The 19,781-nt window shown below is 38.4% G+C and carries 8 protein-coding genes; 4 read left to right on the top strand and 4 right to left on the bottom strand.

Translation table 11 applies throughout. The annotated features are described in order from the left end of the window. Positions 1-56: 56 nt before the first annotated feature. The 3 genes from AABS66_RS08505 to AABS66_RS08495 all read left to right on the top strand — a co-directional run bounded on the left by AABS66_RS08505 (position 57) and on the right by AABS66_RS08495 (position 10,238). Positions 57-605, top strand: a complete 549-nt coding sequence (locus AABS66_RS08505; RefSeq protein WP_206086655.1) for a YcbK family protein — start codon at positions 57-59, stop codon at positions 603-605. Positions 606-644: 39 nt separating this feature from the next. Further along, positions 645-1,280: an MBL fold metallo-hydrolase gene (locus tag AABS66_RS08500; RefSeq protein ID WP_206086656.1), complete on the top strand. Its 636-nt coding sequence runs from the start codon at positions 645-647 to the stop codon at positions 1,278-1,280. A gap of 201 nt (positions 1,281-1,481) precedes the next feature. Further along, complete coding sequence (locus tag AABS66_RS08495; RefSeq protein ID WP_430224770.1) at positions 1,482-10,238, top strand: anthrax toxin-like adenylyl cyclase domain-containing protein; 8,757 nt, start codon at positions 1,482-1,484, stop codon at positions 10,236-10,238. 76 nt (positions 10,239-10,314) lie between these two features. Here AABS66_RS08495 and AABS66_RS08490 read toward each other — a convergent pair whose 3' ends face one another. From AABS66_RS08490 to pncB, 4 genes are all read right to left on the bottom strand, one after another. Beyond that, positions 10,315-11,505: an amino acid aminotransferase gene (locus AABS66_RS08490; protein ID WP_206086658.1), complete on the bottom strand. Its 1,191-nt coding sequence runs from the start codon at positions 11,503-11,505 to the stop codon at positions 10,315-10,317. Positions 11,506-11,923: 418 nt separating this feature from the next. Then, complete coding sequence (locus AABS66_RS08485; RefSeq protein WP_430224878.1) at positions 11,924-13,024, bottom strand: porin; 1,101 nt, start codon at positions 13,022-13,024, stop codon at positions 11,924-11,926. A gap of 563 nt (positions 13,025-13,587) precedes the next feature. Next, on the bottom strand, positions 13,588-14,988 hold the full coding sequence (asnS, locus tag AABS66_RS08480) for an asparagine--tRNA ligase (protein WP_272538749.1): 1,401 nt from the start codon (positions 14,986-14,988) through the stop codon (positions 13,588-13,590). 485 nt (positions 14,989-15,473) lie between these two features. Continuing rightward, positions 15,474-16,688 carry a nicotinate phosphoribosyltransferase gene (gene pncB, locus AABS66_RS08475; RefSeq protein ID WP_430224769.1) on the bottom strand — a complete coding sequence of 405 codons (1,215 nt, stop codon included), beginning with the start codon at positions 16,686-16,688 and terminating at the stop codon, positions 15,474-15,476. 467 nt (positions 16,689-17,155) lie between these two features. Here pncB and pepN point away from each other — a divergent pair, with 467 nt between their 5' ends. Then, positions 17,156-19,774 carry an aminopeptidase N gene (gene pepN / locus AABS66_RS08470; protein WP_375083614.1) on the top strand — a complete coding sequence of 873 codons (2,619 nt, stop codon included), beginning with the start codon at positions 17,156-17,158 and terminating at the stop codon, positions 19,772-19,774. The last annotated feature ends 7 nt before the right edge of the window (positions 19,775-19,781 follow it).

The following is a 19,781-nucleotide window of genomic DNA, read 5'->3' as shown; positions in this document are numbered from 1 at the left end:
GTTGTCTGAAATTCATCGAATATTTATTTAAATTATTAGAGTCTGAGTTATCACCTATGGATATTATTGATCAAACCCGCAGAAAATGGCTGGGAATTGGTGCTGCAACAGTGGGCCTCAGTTTATTACCAAGTCATGTATTTGCCGCAATGACGACGCCTCGTCCTCGTATTTTGCGTTTTCAAAACATTAATACAGGCGAGTTTTTGAAAACAGAATTTTTTGATGGTCGTCGTTACAATAAATCTGAACTTGCTCGTTTAAATCATTTTTTCCGTGATTATCGTTGTGACAAAGTCAAAACGATCGATCCAAAACTGTTTGATCAAATTTATTTACTGCAAATGATGATGGGAACGAATAAACCCGTTCAATTGATCTCTGGCTACCGTTCTTTAGAAACGAATAATAAATTACGCAGTAAAAGTTCAGGGGTCGCCAAAAAAAGCTATCATACACGTGGACAAGCGATGGATTTTCACATTGAAGGTTTACAATTAAGTAATATTCGTAAAGCGGCACTGAAGATGGGTGCGGGTGGTGTTGGTTACTACCCACGAAGCAATTTCATTCATATCGATACAGGACCTGCAAGAACGTGGTAATCTGTGCATAGGTGACACAGATTACGGAGTAATTGTTCGATGAAATATACTATTATCCCAGTAACGCCATTTATGCAAAACTGTCAGGTTATTTGGGATGAAAATACGTTAGACGCAGTTGTGGTTGATCCTGGTGGTGAAGCAGAAAAATTGATTTCTGCTATCGAAAGTCGTGGATTAACCCTTACTAAAATTTTGCTTACCCACGGCCATTCTGATCATATTGGTGCTTCAGCCATACTCTCCAAACATTTTTCAGTGCCTATTTATGGGCCTCAGAAAGAAGATGCTTTCTGGATTGAAAACCTTGCAGAACAAAATGCGATGTTTTATATCGGAGAATGTCCAGATTTCACCCCTGATTATTGGTTAGAAGAGGGGAATAAAGTCACGTGTGGCGGTATTACTTTTGATGTGTTGCATTGCCCAGGGCATACACCAGGTCATATCATTTTCGTCAATCACGACGATAAATTAATTTCAATGGGTGATGTGTTATTTAAAGGCGGTGTAGGGCGTAGTGATTTCCCTCGTGGAAATCATCAGGACTTAATCGCATCGATTAAAAACAAAGTGTTGCCATTAGGTGATGACTATCAGTTCATTCCAGGTCACGGGCCTATGTCAAATTTAGGCTTTGAACGCAAAACCAATCCTTTTTTACAAGATGAATAGTTTACTGAAATTGATTACTCAGCGTGCCATTCAATAACCCCTTATCAGGGGTTTTTTTATACGTAGTGGGTGTAATCTAAAATAATTTAAAACTATGTCCTAATTATATTTCTTGAAACTATCTATATCTTGAAAATTTGATATTTTAAATTGATTTTAATCTAATTTTAATATTAAATTTTTATTTATATAGGGATATATATGGGGAAAGTAAATATAGATTTGACTCTATCTAAAGGTAATTTTATTCAAAATACTAATGAGGAAAAGAATGAAAAAATAATTAATTTGAATAATCCGCAAATATCATCGACACTAGAGAATACTTCCGATGGTATTAGTAAAGATTATACCAGTATTAACTTACATCTTAAGCCTTTAAACAAAGAAATTGATATGCCTGTTTCAGGTATTTCAGAAAGACATCAGAATCTAATTGCTCAAGTTTCCAATGAAGAGAATATTATTATTGGCTTTCGCCCTATTGATCCTAAATCAACAAGTATTATAGGAACGGGAGAATACAGCAGCAAAGGGTTAGCTATTAAATCGAAAAGTTCGGATTGGGGACCTCATGCCGGTTTTATTCCTGTGCAACAACAATTTGCGAAAAAATCGGGGAGAGAAAATAGCAAAAAATATAATGAATACTCTCAATCATCTATTAGTGAAGGTAAAGCTATTGCTGTTATGCTAGAAATTACTTCAGAAAGAGTTGAGGAGCTTATACGATATAAAACGATTTATTTTGCAAATACAGTAGAACAAGATGGGTATAAAGAGATAAGGGCTTCTTTTGATGGTGTTGAAAAAGTATTTTTTCTAAAAAAAATTAAAAAAGATAATATCGATAGATGGGGTGTATATCATCTAGAAAATAATAAAATAGAGCCATTTTATGTTATTGGTGATTCTAAAACAGGTAGAGCAATAACAGCAGATTATGATATTTTCAGTATTATTTTTCATATGTCAGATTTGGAGCATTATGTGAAAGTAGCTCCGATGTTGACATGGGAAGAGTGGAAGGCTAGCGTAAACTATGATGAGTTAAATTCAGCCCAGAAGAAATTATATAATGATGAAACGGAATATAATAGAAAGGAAGGAAAAGATAACGGAATTGCAAATGAAAAAATAAAAGAAATTAAAAATAAATTAAATGAAAAGTTTGGTCTAGCCGAGGGGATGGAATTGATTCACCATGGGGCCGATGATGCTAACCCTGCGAGTATAATGAACGAAAATTTTCCTATTACATTTTTATTACCAGAACGACTAAAAGGAAAAAATAGCCTTATAGGTACAACGGAATCCATCGATACATATTTTCATATGAATTCCCAAGGTGCAATCATTGTTAATAACGTTGAACAACTTTCTAACTTTCAACAGTTATTAATAAATCAGGGTTATAGGGCACCATTAAATAAAAAATGGAGTGAAGGAGATAATGGTCAATACTTCGATCCTAAACGTAAAATATCAGGTAGTTTTATTGAAGGGCGAGCAGAAATAATACGGAAAAAAAGTATCATTAATAATGACCCGACCACAGGAAAACCTGTTGTTCAGTTAGATACAGATTTTGATGATGTTTATTTAAATATGCAGGAAAGTTATAAAAGTAGTCGATTGCCGGAAAGCAATCCACTACATACGGGTAATCTAGATACTTGGCTAGATCCGATGTTGATATACCATCGAAACAAAGCTGGTGATGCGAAAACTAATAGACAGGCAAAACCTACTGAATATACCTATAATGTGATTATACAAAATGGTGGTGACCAAGATTCAGCTAAAGCAACTGCTTATGCATTTTCTAAACATCCTGAAGACTCTATGATTATTCAGTATGATATGGGCTCGAAGCAATATAAAATTTTGCATGGAGACCTGAATAGAATTAATGTAGGAAAAGTACGTTGGATAACAATTGGTCATGGAAAATATTATGGTCATCATCAGCCAACTCTTTATATGGAAAAAAATGCACAGCAATATGTTGAAGCATTAATGTATTTACGCAGAAAAGTTTTAAAAAATACAACGCCGGACAAACTCGTCATGCTAGGGTGTGATTTAGGTCGTGGAGGTATTAATGAAAACTTTGCACTAAAAGCGACTAGCTTACTTGCTGAGAATAATGTACGCGCTCCTATCGTCGCTTATAATCGGCGAGTCGGAAATATGTATTTAGGGTCTAAGGTTATTTATCCAGTTGACTTTGTAAGAGACTCGGTAAATACCAAAGGTTACAAGTTTGTCTATCAGTATCATTCAGGTAGTGAGCAAGTCAGGATCAATAATAGCTCTAGTGCATTATATTTTATTAATGAGGTTCATCGTGGTGAGCTATCACTCGCTCAACTAAATGATTATATTGAACCCGACCCTTTGTATATGTTTAGGGATCCTGATACTCGTATTCTTGATAATAATTTAATAAAAAAAGTAGCTTACAATCAGAATGCCTATAGACTATTTGTTCAGGAGCTTAAAAAAAATAACAGTCTTTTGCCCAATGATTTTTATACTAGGTTCTCTGCACGATTAAGTGAACTCGGTATCATAGATATTCCCATTTGGAAGATGGTTAACAGCCAGAATATTCAAAAAAAGGTATTAGCAAATACAATTAAGAATTCAGGAGAGTTAACTGTTATTATTAGGCTGACACGGGATAAAAAAGGTTTATTACAAGCGGAGAATTTAGCCGCGAGAAATCCTCAAAATACATTAATTTTTCAAATGGATGTTGATAGTAAAAAACATATTTTAGAATATGGTAAAGAACATTTTATGTCTTTATTGAAAAAACAAGTAATAACGAATTGGGTGATTATTGGCGATGCAGAAACAGTACGAAAGCCAACAAATGCATTGTCTATTGAGCTATCGCTACTCAAAAAAAAATATCCGTTAATAAACCCTGAAAATATCCTATTCCATTCTGTTGGACCAGCAATGATAACTGAAGCCGGTGAGCATAAAATATTTCTTAGTCGTTTATCTGAGGAGTTTAAAGTACAAGGCATTAACCGTGAAGTTAAATCTAAATTTATCTATGAAGCTCTGGATAAATCCACAACAGTAAACAGTAACGTTTCTCCTATTGTACTGGCAAGTCAGCCTAACCAGCAGCTCATTTCGTTATTGGAAAAAATAGCACTAAAAGAAATTGCTATTCAAGATATCGATTTGGTGCAACATCCTTATTTGTTAAATTACTTTTCGGATAACGAAGGGTTTATTGATGCTAAAAAACTAATGATTGTATTACAAGATCCTCTTGTCAATTCAAAGGTAAATGAAGCATTAAACCGTGGACATACACTCACCACGGCATCAATAAATCAATTGATAGAGACAACGCTAGAGACGAATTATCGGCAACAAGCAGATAGCATCCACACTTTATTAGTAGCAATAAAAAGCGATCTTTCAGTATTAAATAATTTAAGTCAACATTCCCAAGAATTACTTAAACAGCTATTTCCTGCCGGTGATGGCATAGATAAAGGTAAAGTTTTAGCTTTAGTAACGGATGATAACAAGCTCATTTTGTTAAGTGAAAATTTAAAAGGATTTAGTGAGCTTAGCATTAAAAATTTTGAAGGTGATAATGGGAGATTTAAAAACCTCTCTTTTTCTGAAGCATTTAAAACGTATAAAAATTATCAAGCTCAACGGTTGCAACAATATAGCCAACAATTAAACCAAGGAAAAAATATTGGTTTGATTAATCATGGTATTATATCGAAAAATGGTGGGTCGACTGGGATAGACCAAGAATTAGGTCTCATATATGGCATTGAATATTATTTTACCGATAGTGATTTAGCACGTGATTTTCTTGAGCGAAAGGCTCAAATCGAGTTAATTGCAGACCAAAAAACACTTACTTCAGCAGAGGATACCTTGCTGAAAAAAATGCAAAAATATACTCAGGATATTGATACGTTAATCAGGAATAACAGTATCTCTATTTCTGACCAATCAGTGGTAAATTTATTTTCAGTGGTTTCTGATACGACAAATAGGATCGTATTTTTACAAGGAAAATTAACAACTTACACAATCACTCATGTTAGGCGTAATGGGGCATACGAAATTTGCCTATTTGACCCTCAAGGGGTGCAATTTAGCATTAGAAATAACTCTCTTCAGTTAGCACAGCAGCAATTTCAACAGCAACTTAAACAGTATTTTAATGAGGATATCCAACTTTCCGATGGGAAGTCTATAAATAGAGGTAAGTCGGCAGGCTTCCAAAAAATGGAAAATGGTGACTTTAGAGGAGGTATTCAATCAATTGATTTGGAGTCGCCGAATCTAAAAGCTAGATTCTCTTCTCTACAGAGTCAACGTAAATCTATTATCGAACAAGCTGAATTTAGTTTACCTAAAAATAGTTGGGTAACGATTAATGGTGAAAAAATCGCTTTTGCTAAATTACAGCTATTAGGGGCAACGATAGAGGGGAAGCCTGTTACTCTATCAGATATTATCTCAGATAATTCGCATAAAAAAATTCGCTTTTCCTCTGAAAAGTTAGCCATGTATTTTTCTTTAATGGAAGGCGGAAAAGACGATGTTATCTTTACTAAAATATTTCGTGAACAGTTAAATTCAGGAGATATATATCAACTAGTCGATAACCAAGCGAGTTTTAGTGGATCTGCAGTATTGAAAAAGCAATTTAAGTATCTAGCGAATGATAGTGATGTACAGCAAGAAACTATTTCTTCTTCGACGTTATTAAAAGTTCGTCAAGCAGGAACTAAACTTCCATTATTCCAACGTATTGCAAACCGTGCTGGACAAGGAATGGGGGCAGTTGGTGCTATTCAGAGTATGATCAGTGCATATGCTATTTTACATAAGCTCGATAACCCAGATATCACAGAAGAAGAAATTAAGGAGTTAGAAAAACAGTTTTATTTATTATGTGCATCCGCATTATTTAATTATGGGGATATGATTATACAACCGATGTTGTTAAATATCTCTTCTGCTAGAGGTGTGAGTTCCCTTGTTCGTGCAAGGCTTGCTGCGGGAACAGTTATCATTTTTAACTTAGTCGGGATGGGGATTGATATCTATCAAGCCTACGATAGTTTATCTAAACTCAATGACGTATCAGATCCTAAACAACGCCAAGATCTTATTGTTAACGCCTCTTTATCTATTACTAGCGCCGTAATTAATGGCGTGACAGTGATTGCTGTATTAGTAGGATCTTCAACTATTCCTATTGTGGGACTAGTTGTTGGTGGAGTTTTGCTTGTTGGTGGATGGGTTTACAATGGTGTTCGTGCAGTCGAGAATATAAAAGAGGTCATTGATATTGACTGGGATAGGGAATTAGAAGAGGGAATACGAGGAGCTTTAGGTTTAGAGCCGACTTTGCGAACTCAACAAGAGATGAATACTCAGCTGTATATTAATGCATTTAAAAAACAAAATTGGGAAATTGATCTGGCATTATTTGAGAGTCATATTCTAGCGGCAGGCTTTGATCATCATTTAAGTATTGTTGAAGAACCTGTTTATGGTAATGAGCAAAAATATTATTTAGTAGATGGATATGGAAACTATTTTAGTGGCATATTAGAAAATCAACGTCTAGGATCAGGCTATTATGGGCTCCGGTTTTCAAAAAAAGGTGCGCTTTCTTTTACTGCTAATGAAATTGATTTTATTCTGGGTAATAAGATCATTAGAAAAAGTGCATGGTTTAGAGATTTAATTTATTTGTATAAAAGAATGGGATTATCGGTCCGTAAAAATTTCAGGCCTAAAAAAGAAGCAAAAGAGATAGTTGATATTAAACAAACAGGAACGAAACCTACGCACGATACTTATTCTTTAAATTCAGCATATAAAAATCCGTTATTTGATGCATTTAAATCTCGCCATAAAATTTCAGAAAATAGTTTGACCTTATCAATGCATAATCAGTTGCTAAATTCGAGTTCCTCACAAATTAATTTTTACTCAAATAAAACTGAATTTGGTGTGTTAGGGCAACGGATGTTTAGAGAAAATGAGCGGCGTTTTAGTGAGAATTTAGTGAATGATTTTCAAAGGATAGCGTTGTATTTGGATACCCCTTACAGTAGAGGAACGAGCTGGAATACAGCTAATGGCAATGATGTCATTATTGGCGCAAAAGGGCGAAAAAATGCATTTCAGGTTTTATCGGGCGAAAAATATTTTGCAGGTGGAGATAAAGATGACCTGTTTTATCTGCGAGATAATAATTTAAGCGCATTAATGTCACTCAATAATACAATGCCAACTAAGTATCTTGATGGTCAGGGCGGGAACGATACGGTTACTATTGACCTCTTACCTGATGATCATCATGCTTATGTTAATTTAGAAAAAAATACACTGCATTATAAGCAAGAAGGAAAGCATCCGTTTATTTCTATTGCTCATTTACAAAACATAGAAAATGTTATAATCAAAGGGAATACCAATGATAGTGTATGTGGCGATGATACAAATAATGTACTTGATGGTGGCTTAGGTAAAGATTTATTAGTCGGGAATGGTGGTGATGATAAACTAGTTTTAACCCAAGGTGATGCAGTGGGTGGTGATGGAAATGATAGTTATCATATTCGCCGTTTTGAATGGATGCAGCATGCTAATGACCTCTATCTTACAGAGCAGTATTGGGCAAAGGAAGAAAAAGCAGTTAAAACTAAACGTTTTCTAAACCCTACCTATAAGAATAATAATAAAGAATATCGGGCTGATGTGGCTATTAAAGAATCGAGTCGTTCACAAAGCCATGTAAGCATAGAATATTCTTTAGATGAAATAAAACAGGTTGAATTAAGCGGTAATGATTTAATTCTAACTATCAAATTACCAAATAGCACACTGGATGGACATGATTTCACCAATATAGAAAGCTCTGTTTTTATTCGGCTAGAGAATGTTATTGACCCAAATAGTGATTTAAACAAACCGCATCATGTGTACCGAATACAAACTCAAGATGGTTGGATGATGACGACGCAGATTGGTCAAAAAGAGCCTGAGCAATATTTCAGCCTCAGTTATATTCAAGAAGCTGATCAAGTTGCGACAACAGAAAGCAAATCAGTTGAAATAGATGAAACGGTTAATACCATCATAATAAATAAGCACCGAAAACATGTAGCACCAGAATGGGGGTGGTTTGCACCAATAGGTCGTGCTGAACAATTAACATATCGTGGTAATGATAAAAATAACTTTTTGCCTCTGGTTAAACTAGGAAATTATATTGAGGTTACTCGCGGGGTTGACACCTATCAAATTCTTACAGAAAAAGATGAATATGGCAAAATTAAATTTGATTTCGCGAAGGTAAAAGACAGTTTCACAGTTCATGATAAGGTGATTTTATTATTACCTACCGAGAATGGTTTTGCTCTCTCGATGGATGAGGGGAAATTAGGTAACTTCGATAAATTTGGGCAGAAAAAACTAATAGTTCATTTTACAAATGTGGGAGATAATCTTTCTGAGGTGATTTTAATACAAGATAAATATAGTAATGTATTTAAAGTGGATTTACAGAAAAATCATATTTCCCCAGTCAATCCAGTTATAAGCAGTAGCGATTATGACGATCAAATTCTTTTACCTGCGGGTTATATATTAGAAAAGCATGTTATTGATGGCCAAAATGGCGACGATACTATTATCAATAAGAGCTTAAATAGCTATGTGTTATTAGGTGGGGAAGGTGATGATAATATTAAAGCTACCATGGGGAATAATGTCTTATATGGCGGGGCTGGAAATAACTTTGCTAGTGGTGGGGAGGGGGATGATTTATTGCTGTCAGATGATGGAGTAGATACTTTGATGGGTGAAGGTGGAAATGACCATTATATTATTGATGGCAACCACTCAGGCGCCACTTATATTGAAGATAATCATGGTAATAACCATATCCACTTAGTTAATTTTAAACGGCAAGAAATTGAAGAGACCGATCCCGCTTATCAAATTTATGTTTCATCATCAGGTAAAATTCTCAAGATTAAACAGCCAACTCATGATAGCGGGGCTCGCTTTAATATTCATCACTATAATCAACTTGATAATAAATATATTTCATCTACGACGAGTAGTATGACTTCGTTATCTTATTACTTATCTGAAAAACTCGATAAAGCAAAACATTCAGGACAGCTAGCCATCTGGAAGCCAGTTAATGAGCTTGCTGATATGTTAAATGACGTTCCTAAACCATTAAAACAAACCATGGAAAATGATGGAATTGTATTATCCGAAAATTATGCGAGAGAGCATTGGCTTATTGATATGCAGGCTGGTAATGATGAAGTGATGGATATGTCACAGCATGGCCGTGTGATTAAAGGTGGGAGTGGTAATGATAAGCTGATAACAACAGGTGGCGAAAATATCCTTTATGGTGGTCAAGGTGATGATATTTTATTAGCGCAAGGCATGAAGCAGGATGTATTAATTTCTTTAGATGGAAAAGACCATTTAGCTGGTGGTAAAGGGGATGATATCTATATTGTAAGTAGCCATGGGCAAGGGGATGTCACTATCCATGATCTCGAAGGGCGTAATCAAGTGGTACTGGTTGATTTTTCCCCAACTGAGATAATCTACAAAGAACTTTCAGCAACGCTTGCAGAAACGGTATATCAATCAAAGGGAGGAAGGAGAGTCACTTTGCAACACAATAATCACACTGCCTCTATGACTAATGTGATGCAAGTGAGCTTTTTTAATGATTACAAGCAATTATCAAAACACAATGAGGAATCAACTATTGATCGCTTGATACAGTTGTTGACGGAGCAACGTATTGCTTATGAGGGAAGCGTTGACTCTAATATTGGTAATGATAATGTCAGAAATAACTGGGGAGGAGTCCAAATGACAGAGCGTTTCCTGAGCCATTTGAGGTAATTCCTTTGCTATAAACAAAACAGCCAGTTAAGTTACTGGCTGTTTTTGTGAAATATTTAGTTGTTTGAATAAATATCTATAGAACTTTCACGATAGCATCACACAGTGGAACCATATTTTCCAGCGTTAAGCCAGCCACGTTAATACGGCCTGAGCTCACAGCATAGATACCAAATTCGCTACGTAGACGCTCTACCTGCTCTTTTGTCAGCCCACTGAAGGAGAACATACCATTTTGGTTGATAATGAAGCTAAAGTCTTGTTTAGCGCCTTTTTCATCCAAAGTTTTGACTAGTAGCTGACGCATACGTTTAATACGTTCGCGCATTGCGGTTAATTCTTGGATCCATTCGGCTTTTAGCGCATCATCAGAAAGGATTGTGGTAACCACTGCTGCGCCGTGTGCTGGTGGGTTTGAGTAGTTTGCACGGATAACCGCTTTTGCTTGGCTAAATGCACGCTCTGCGTTATCGCTGTCTTTCGCGATAATAGTGCAAGCACCAACACGCTCATTGTATAAACCAAAGTTTTTAGAGAATGAGCTGGCAACAATCATTTCAGGGTTATTTTTGGTGAAAATACGCAGGCCTTCAGCGTCTTCATCTAAGCCTTTAGCAAAACCTTGGTAAGCAAAGTCAAAAACAGGTAATAGGCCTTTTTCTGCGCACAGGTCAGACAGTTTAGCCCATTGCTCAGGGGTTGGGTCAATCCCTGTTGGGTTATGGCAGCAACCGTGCAGCACAATCACATCGCCAGCAACAGCAGATGACAGGCTATTTAGCATACCGTCAAAATCCATACCGTGGCTAGCCGCATCATAGTAGTTGTAGGTTAATACTTCTAAGCCAGCTGCTTCAAAAATATTTTTGTGGTTAGGCCAAGTTGGATTGCTTATCCAAACACGCTTCGCGTTGGTTTGTTTCGCAATAAAATCCGCAGCGATACGTAATGCACCTGTACCACCCGGTGCTTGCGCTGTACGTGCACGTTTTGAGGTGACAATTTCATGTTGTGCACCGAATAACAGTTCTTGTGTTACACGGCCAAATTCTGGCATTCCGCTAATCGCAAGATAGTTTTTGGTGTTTTCATTATCAAGCAGGAATTTTTCTGCTTTTTTGACGGTATCAAGCACAGGGGTTTTCCCTGATTCGTCTTTGTAGACGCCAATACCTAAGTTAATTTTATTATCGCGGGGGTCAGCACGGAAACTATCAGCAAGACCTAAAATTGGGTCAGCGGGGGCAGAAGTAATTTTCTCAAACATGTTGTCGATTCCAAAGCTCGGTTGTGGTACCTAACACCAACCTGTGTGGTGAGGCAAAGTAAGGGTGTTTATGGCAACCTTACCTGTCAGATGCCCCATCCAGCGGGTTAATGCTGGGTATAGCTGAAAACGGGTTTAGTCGAACGAGTCGAGTTCTCAGGTTAACGTGTGAAAGGGCTTTTGCCAACCGTTTTACGAAAAATTGGCGAGATCTTGTGAGCTAGGTAGGAATTGCATGTAATCCAACCAGAAATATCCATAAAGGTGGTGAATTTACCTGTCTTATCGATGGTTTGGGTTGATAAGTGGGAAGGTGAACAGGTTTTAAGGTAGGAATAACGCGCCAATAAAAAAGCAGCGCCGAAGCGCTGCTCGCAAAAACATGTTACCGTTTTCTAAATTATCAGTTAACTGATAATTAGAATTGGTAGATCAGGCCTAAACCAACTACGTTATCAGTGTTGATACCAGAAGTTTCTGTGAAGGTGTTGTCTTTTAACAGGTTGATTTTGTAATCAACAACTGCAGACATGTTTTTGTTGAAGTAGTAGTAAGAACCTACAGAGATATATTTAACTAAATCTTTGTTACCGTATGCACCTAAGTCTTTACCTTTAGATTGGTTATAACCGATAGATGGTTTTAAACCGAAATCGAACAGGTATTGTGCAACTAATTCAACGTTTTCAGTTTTATTAGCAACACGGTTACCATTACCGTAACGAGTTGTGTTCAGTGTTTGACCATACATCGCTGCTAAGTAAACGTTGTTAGCGTCGAATTTACCACCCACGTTCCATGCTTGAGCTTTTTGGCCGCCAGCAGTGGTTAAGTTGCGTTGGTCTGGAGTACGAGAAGAGTTAGAGTAACCACCACCCAGTGTTACGCCCCAACCTAAGTCATAAGCGGTAGATAAACCGTATCCGTCACCATTGTCTTTACGTGGGTTATTAGAGCTTGATTTGTTATCGTCGCCGTTTTTACCTTGGTATTGCAGAGCGAAGCTCAGGCCATCAACATAACCGAATGCGTTGTTGTTACGGTAAGTTAACAGGTTACGGTTACGGCTAGTCATAAAGTTGTCAGACTGAGCCATAGTGTCGCCGCCCCATAATGGGAATACGTCGGTCCATGCGTTCGTGTCATAGATAACACCGTAGTTACGGCCGTAATCGATTGAACCGAAATCAGCAAATTTCAGACCAGCATATGCTAAGCGGTTTTTGTTTTCGTTGTTGTCTTCAGCTTTGTTAGTTTTAGTTTCCCACTCGAAACGACCAAAACCAGTTAACTGATCAGTGATTTGAGTATCACCTTTGATACCTAAACGAACACGTGAATCATCGCCATCTTCGCTAGAAGTGCCTTTGCTGCCTTTTGCATCAGCAAAGTAGTGACGAACGTCAACTTTACCATAAACGTCTAACTTGTTGCCGTCTTTGTTGTATACTTCAGCTGCGTTTGCTGCACCAGCAGCTAACAGAGCTGGGATAACCATTGCAAGAATATTGCGTTTCATCATTATTATTACCCTCATTGGTGTTATTCGGACACCTGCCACTGCCAAAAATAATTCGCAAAAAATAATTGGAACTATTTATGAGAGATTAGTGTCGTCTATGTCGGCGACCAGTGTTCCATTGCTAAATAAAATTATCTACCCTCAAAGTGCTACAAAATCAAAGATTCTGAAACAAATGGTAACTAGATGTTTCTAAATGTAAAAAATAGAATAAAAAACAACCACTCATCGTACCAGTTTAAAAAATATTACAAAATTAAGGGAACTTTTTCAGTAGACGATTTGAGCTTTTTTTGAGCAACTTAGAGAGATTTAACTGAAGATTTTTGGTTGGCAAAAAACAAAAATGAAGCAAAAAAGCAGATTATTCTTAGCAATATCAATGTAAGTGCAATATAACGGGAAATTATAAGGCAATAACGTAAAAAATGTGATCTGTTTATCAGATGACTGAAATTAAATGTAACAAGATGAGATAGTGATTAAGTGAAAGCATCTCAGGGCTTAATTATCACGAGCCAACATGCGCTGGCTCGTGAATCAATACAGAAAAGCAGAAATTAGAATGCTGCGTTTCTTGGGGTACGTGGGAATGGGATCACTTCACGTACGTTACCGACACCAGTTACATAGGCAACTAAGCGCTCAAAACCAAGGCCGAAACCTGAGTGAGGCACTGTGCCATAACGGCGTAGATCACGGTACCACCAGTAATCTTCTTTGTTCATGCCCATTTCTTCAAGGCGAGCATCTAACATGTCCAAACGCTCTTCACGCTGTGAACCACCGATGATTTCACCAATGCCCGGTGCTAATACGTCCATTGCAGCAACGGTTTTGCCGTCTTCATTGAGGCGCATATAGAAAGCTTTGATATCTTTCGGGTAGTTTTTCACAACCACAGGTGCTTTGAAGTGCTGCTCAGCAAGGTAGCGCTCATGTTCAGAAGACATATCGACACCCCAGTAAACTGGGTTTTCGAATTTCTGGCCACAGGTCTCAAGGATTTTGATAGCATCCGTGTAATCAACTTGCGCAAAATCAGAGTTCACAAAGCTTTCTAAGCGAGTGATAACGTCTTTATCAACACGTTGCGCGAAGAACTCTAAATCATCACGGCGTTCGGTCAGTGCTGCTTTAAATGCAAATTTCAGCATTTTTTCTGCAAGGCCAGCCACATCATCTAAGTTTGCAAACGCAACTTCTGGCTCAACCATCCAGAATTCCGCCAAGTGACGGCTGGTGTTGGAGTTTTCAGCACGGAATGTTGGCCCGAAGGTATACACTTTGCTCAGTGCCGTTGCGTAGGCTTCACCATTTAACTGGCCTGAAACCGTTAAGAAGGCTTCGCGACCAAAGAAATCTTCACTGAAATCCACTTCACCTTTGTCATTACGTGGCAAGTTATTGTAATCCAGTGTAGAGACACGGAACATTTCACCTGCGCCTTCGGTATCAGAAGCCGTAATGATTGGTGTTGAAACCCAGAAGTAGCCTTGTTCATCAAAGAAGCGGTGGATAGCTTGCGCTAAGGTATGACGAACACGTGCAACAGCACCAATTAAATTAGTGCGTGGACGTAAGTGTGCTGCTTCACGTAAGAATTCAACGCTATGGCGTTTTGCTGCCATTGGGTAAGTGTCAGGGTCTTCAATCCAACCAACCACTTTGACTGCGGTGGCTTCTAATTCAAATGATTGACCTTGACCTGGAGACTCTTTTACCGTACCCGTGACTTCAACGGAACAACCCGTGGTGAGATGCAGGACTTCGTCATTATAATTCGGTAAATTATTATTAATGATAGCCTGTAACGGGTTAAAGCATGAGCCGTCATAAACGGCGAGGAAAGAAAAACCAGCATTTGAATCTCTCCTTGTACGTACCCAGCCTTGAACGGTGACTTCAGAGCCTACCGCCACACGGCCTTGCAGTACGTCGACTACAGGCGCTACTATCATATAATTCACTCTCTTCTATATAATGGTTAATCTTATGCATCTGCAACCCGTCATACTTCAAGTTGTAGGTGTGTTGGCTTCACAAACTGACCCTAGTCACATACTTCAGTATGCTCCTAGGGCTCAATTTGCTTGCCGCCTTCCTACAACTCGAATTATTTAGGGTGTATTCCAGCTTTCGTAATAGGAATATTCAATACCGAGTTCAAGCACATAACAACCTTGTTATTATGCGAATGGCGGATGAAACAGATTAATAAGGCTTTTTCGTATTAATCCCATATTTCAGGGGCCAAAGCTCTATGTTACTTGCCATTTGTTAGGAAACAAGTAAAAAATCGCGATAAATAATTTCAGTGGAATCGAACGATTATTTTAGAGCTCAAAAACTATAGTAATAGTAAGTGAATAAAAGAAAAAGCGGGTTTTTGAGCTCAGCACAAGAAAAGTGCATCTTCTTGTGCTGAATGAGGAAAAATAGCGGATTAACAGGCTTTTTCCATTTTAGGCAGATCAAAGGCTTTTCGGAGTTGATTAACGAATTCATCGTCTTCACAAATCGTTTTGCCAGGGCTATCTGATAATTTAGCGACGGGTTTTCCATTGCACTCGACAAGCTTGATGACAATATTCAGCGGCGTTACATGAGGAATATTGCATGTTAGCCTTGTACCAATCCCAAAAACGAGATTAATGCGCTGATGGAAATAGCGATATAAATCAAGTGCCTTTTGTAAATCTAAGCTATCGGAGAAAACCAGTGTTTTGCTCATTGGGTCGATACCCAGCTTTTGATAGTGAGCAATGGCTTTTTCACCCCATTCGATCGGATCCCCCGAATCATGCCGTAACCCTTGGTAGCGTTTCGCAAAATCAGCATCAAAATCACGTAAAAAGGCATCCATGGTGATACAGTCAGTTAACGCTACGCCAAGGTGATCAGGGTATTCGTCTAACCAACTTTGTAGGGCTTCACGCTGGCTGTTTGCTAGCTCGGGGCTAATTTGCTGGTGTGCTTGGAACCACTCGTGTGCTTGTGTACCGACAGGGATTAAATCGAGCTCATGGGCCAGTTGGTAGTTACTGGTACCGATAAGATAAGGAAATTCGTTTTTCAGCATGGAAACAATAGCGGATTGCACCGCATAAGAAAAACGGCGGCGAGTGCCGAAATCCATTAATTTAAAGCCAGACAAATCAAGCTGGTCTTCATTAGCTTGCGCATAGAAAACGGTTAACAGTTTTCTGAGTTGGCTAACAGCATCGTCGGGAGTGATTTCAGGGTGTCTATCTCGCTGCACAATTTCACTAACAAGTGCAAGCAGAGGGACTTCCCACATGATCACTTCACGCCAAGGGCCACTAATACGAATAGCTAATTGCCCATCGTCATGAGAGGTGACTATGACTTGTTCGGGGTTAAAGCGGAACGTTTTTAGCCAAGTGAGGTAATCTTCTTGGAAAAAAGGCAAGCGGTGTAGAAATGTCAGTTCATCGTCAGTCAGGGATAAATGTTCCATCAACTGAACTTGTTGCCTAATTTCATCGGCGTAGGCGCCTAGGAGCTCACTGCTACGACAGCGGAACTCAGCAACAACCGGTACGTGGTAGTATCGGTGGAAAACAGCCTGCTGCATATGAAGCTTGTAAGCATCGGTATCAAGCAGTGATGTAATAATCGGTGTAGCGTCTAAATTCATGGCGCGCAGACATCCTCGCGGAGCTTATCTACTTATATTAGCAATTTGCTAAATCGTTAAAGTTGCAAAAGTATACCCACTTTAACAAAAGATAGAAGCGTTATTCTATCAGTCTGTATTAGCGGGGCATATTCAGCTTAATTCGCTCATTTGCTTCTAGGTAAAGCTGTTATATCAGAGAAATCCATTTTGAAACGAGAGCGACTAATGTTTTAGATACAAAACGATTAATCACGAAAAGATACTAACATGTCGTGAAATATTTGATAGTACTATAGCACCAACAAACAAACGATTTTGTAACAAAACAGCGACTATTAAATATAAGAAAGTAACATCAGATAAAAAACAGATAACATCTTTTGATGAAAATGTTTCTCAAATCCGTTCACATTACGGTGTCTTATAGTATTGTATAAAGCAGCGAAGTAGTGCGATATCGAATATAACGAATTAAAAGGTTACTTATGACCCAGTTAAGACAAGCGAAATATCGTCAGGATTATCAAGCCCCTGATTATACGATTACAGAGATTGACCTCGATTTTAATCTTGACCCTGTTAAGACCGTAGTAACCGCAGTGAGTCAGGTGAAACGCATTAATCCACAATCTTCAACCCTGGAATTACATGGCGAAGATTTATCATTAATGAGTATCGAAATTGATGGAAAAGTGTGGGCCGATTATCAACAAGCTGAAGGTAAATTGATTATTAAATCATTACCTGAATCTTTTACGCTGCGTATTGTGAATGAAATTAGCCCTGAAAAAAATACGGCGTTAGAAGGTTTATATGTTTCAGGTGATGCTCTATGTACGCAATGTGAAGCAGAAGGTTTCCGCCACATTACCTTTTATCAAGACCGCCCAGATGTATTAGCGCGTTACACCACAACCATTACTGCAGACAAAACGCGTTATCCTTATCTTTTATCTAATGGTAACCGTATTGCAGAAGGCGAGTTAGAAAATGGTCGCCATTGGGTTAAATGGGAAGACCCATTCCCGAAACCAAGCTATTTATTTGCATTGGTCGCGGGTGATTTTGACGTATTAAAAGATATTTTTATCACTCGTAGTGGCCGAGAAGTGGCGTTGGAATTATTTGTCGATAAAGGTAATTTAGACAGAGCGCCATGGGCGATGCAGTCGCTAAAAAATGCCATGAAATGGGATGAAGAGCGTTTCGGTTTAGAATATGACCTTGATATTTATATGATTGTCGCCGTTGATTTCTTCAATATGGGAGCAATGGAAAATAAGGGCTTGAACGTCTTTAACTCCAAATATGTGTTAGCCAAAAGTGATACGGCAACAGATAAAGACTATCTGAATATTGAATCCGTGATTGGCCATGAATATTTCCATAACTGGACGGGCAACCGCATTACTTGTCGTGATTGGTTCCAATTAAGCCTAAAAGAAGGCTTAACGGTTTTTCGTGACCAAGAATTTAGCTCAGATTTAGGCTCTCGATCAGTTAACCGAATTAATAATGTTAAAGTGATGCGCGCGGCACAATTTGCGGAAGATGCAAGCCCAATGGCTCACCCAATTCGCCCTGAAAAAGTAATAGAAATGAATAATTTCTATACATTAACAGTGTACGAAAAAGGTTCTGAAGTCATTCGGATGATCCACACCTTACTTGGTGAAGAAATGTTCCAAGCAGGGATACAGCTGTATGTTCATCGCCACGATGGCAGCGCAGCCACATGTGACGATTTTGTCCAAGCAATGGAAGATGCGTCAAATGTCGACTTGTCTTTATTCCGCCGCTGGTATAGCCAATCAGGTACACCAGTATTAACAGTACGTGATGAATATTCGCCTGAAAAACAGCAGTATACATTGCATGTTAGCCAAATGACGCCGCCGACGTTAGATCAAACAGAAAAACTGGCTCTGCATATTCCTCTGGATATTGAGTTATATGATGAGGAAGGGGCAGTTATTCCATTAAAACGTGGTGGGAGCGTGGTAAACTCAGTGCTCAACATCACTCAAGAGACACAATCTTTTGTGTTTGATGAAGTCACAACTCGGCCAGTGCCGTCTTTATTACGCGAATTTTCTGCGCCAGTTAAGTTAGATTATAACTATAGCGATGAACAATTAGCGTTTTTGATGCAGCATGCCAGCAACGAGTTTTCACGTTGGGATGCCGCTCAGCAGCTGATCAACAACTATGCAAAGATCAATGTCGCTAAATACCAAAAAGGTGAAGAACTTGTTTTACCTGAGTCGGTAGTTGATGCTTTCCGTGCCGTTTTATTGAGTGAATCAATTGATCCTGCGCTAGCTGCATTGATCTTAACGCTGCCATCAGAGAATGAAATTGCAGAGCTATTTACAGTTATCGATCCTGTTGCTATCCACGAGGTGATCAATTTTATTCATCACCGATTAGCCAACGAGATGTCTGATGAATTCTTGACGGTATACCGCTCGATTAATATTGATGGTTACCGTGTCGATCATCAAGATATTGCAAAACGATCGTTACGTAATGTTTGTTTGCAATATTTAGCGGTGAATGATGATGCAGTGATGGCGAATAAACTGGTCGAAGATCAGTATAAAAATGCGGATAACATGACGGATTCACTGGCAGCACTGACAGCTGCTAATGAAGCACAACTGCCTTGCCTCGTACAATTGATGGCTGATTTTGATGAACGCTGGCACCACGATGGCTTGGTAATGGATAAATGGTTTACATTGCAAGGTTCAAACCCAGCAAAAGGCACGTTATCAAATGTGCGTAAGCTGTTAAATCACCGTTCATTCAGTATGAGTAATCCGAACCGTGTTCGTTCGTTAGTTGGCGCTTTCACGGCAGGTAACCCTGTTAATTTCCATGCAGAGGATAGCAGTGGCTATCAGTTCCTGTATGAAATTTTAGTCGATCTGAATACTCGTAACCCGCAAGTCGCATCTCGTTTAATTGAGCCTCTTATTCGCTTAAAACGCTACGATGAAAAGCGTCAAGCTCAGATGCGTAACGTGTTAGAGCAATTAAAAGAACTCGATAACTTATCGGGTGATTTATTTGAAAAAATTACCAAGGCGTTAGAAAGCTAATTAGTCC

Source organism: Providencia sp. SP181, from assembly GCF_050446505.1.
GTDB lineage: Bacteria > Pseudomonadota > Gammaproteobacteria > Enterobacterales > Enterobacteriaceae > Providencia > Providencia vermicola.
The sequence above is the reverse complement of the archived record's forward strand: the minus strand, read 5'-3'. Positions and strand labels throughout refer to the sequence as shown.

What these genes read in the sequence shown, in the direction of transcription:
- AABS66_RS08485 (WP_430224878.1), bottom strand. Translation starts at nt 13,024, where the DNA reads ATGAAACGCAATATTCTTGCAATGGTTATCCCAGCTCTGTTAGCTGCT.
- pepN (WP_375083614.1), top strand. Translation starts at nt 17,156, where the DNA reads ATGACCCAGTTAAGACAAGCGAAATATCGTCAGGATTATCAAGCCCCT.
- AABS66_RS08495 (WP_430224770.1), top strand. Translation starts at nt 1,482, where the DNA reads ATGGGGAAAGTAAATATAGATTTGACTCTATCTAAAGGTAATTTTATT.
- AABS66_RS08500 (WP_206086656.1), top strand. Translation starts at nt 645, where the DNA reads ATGAAATATACTATTATCCCAGTAACGCCATTTATGCAAAACTGTCAG.
- AABS66_RS08505 (WP_206086655.1), top strand. Translation starts at nt 57, where the DNA reads ATGGATATTATTGATCAAACCCGCAGAAAATGGCTGGGAATTGGTGCT.
- AABS66_RS08490 (WP_206086658.1), bottom strand. Translation starts at nt 11,505, where the DNA reads ATGTTTGAGAAAATTACTTCTGCCCCCGCTGACCCAATTTTAGGTCTT.
- asnS (WP_272538749.1), bottom strand. Translation starts at nt 14,988, where the DNA reads ATGATAGTAGCGCCTGTAGTCGACGTACTGCAAGGCCGTGTGGCGGTA.
- pncB (WP_430224769.1), bottom strand. Translation starts at nt 16,688, where the DNA reads ATGAATTTAGACGCTACACCGATTATTACATCACTGCTTGATACCGAT.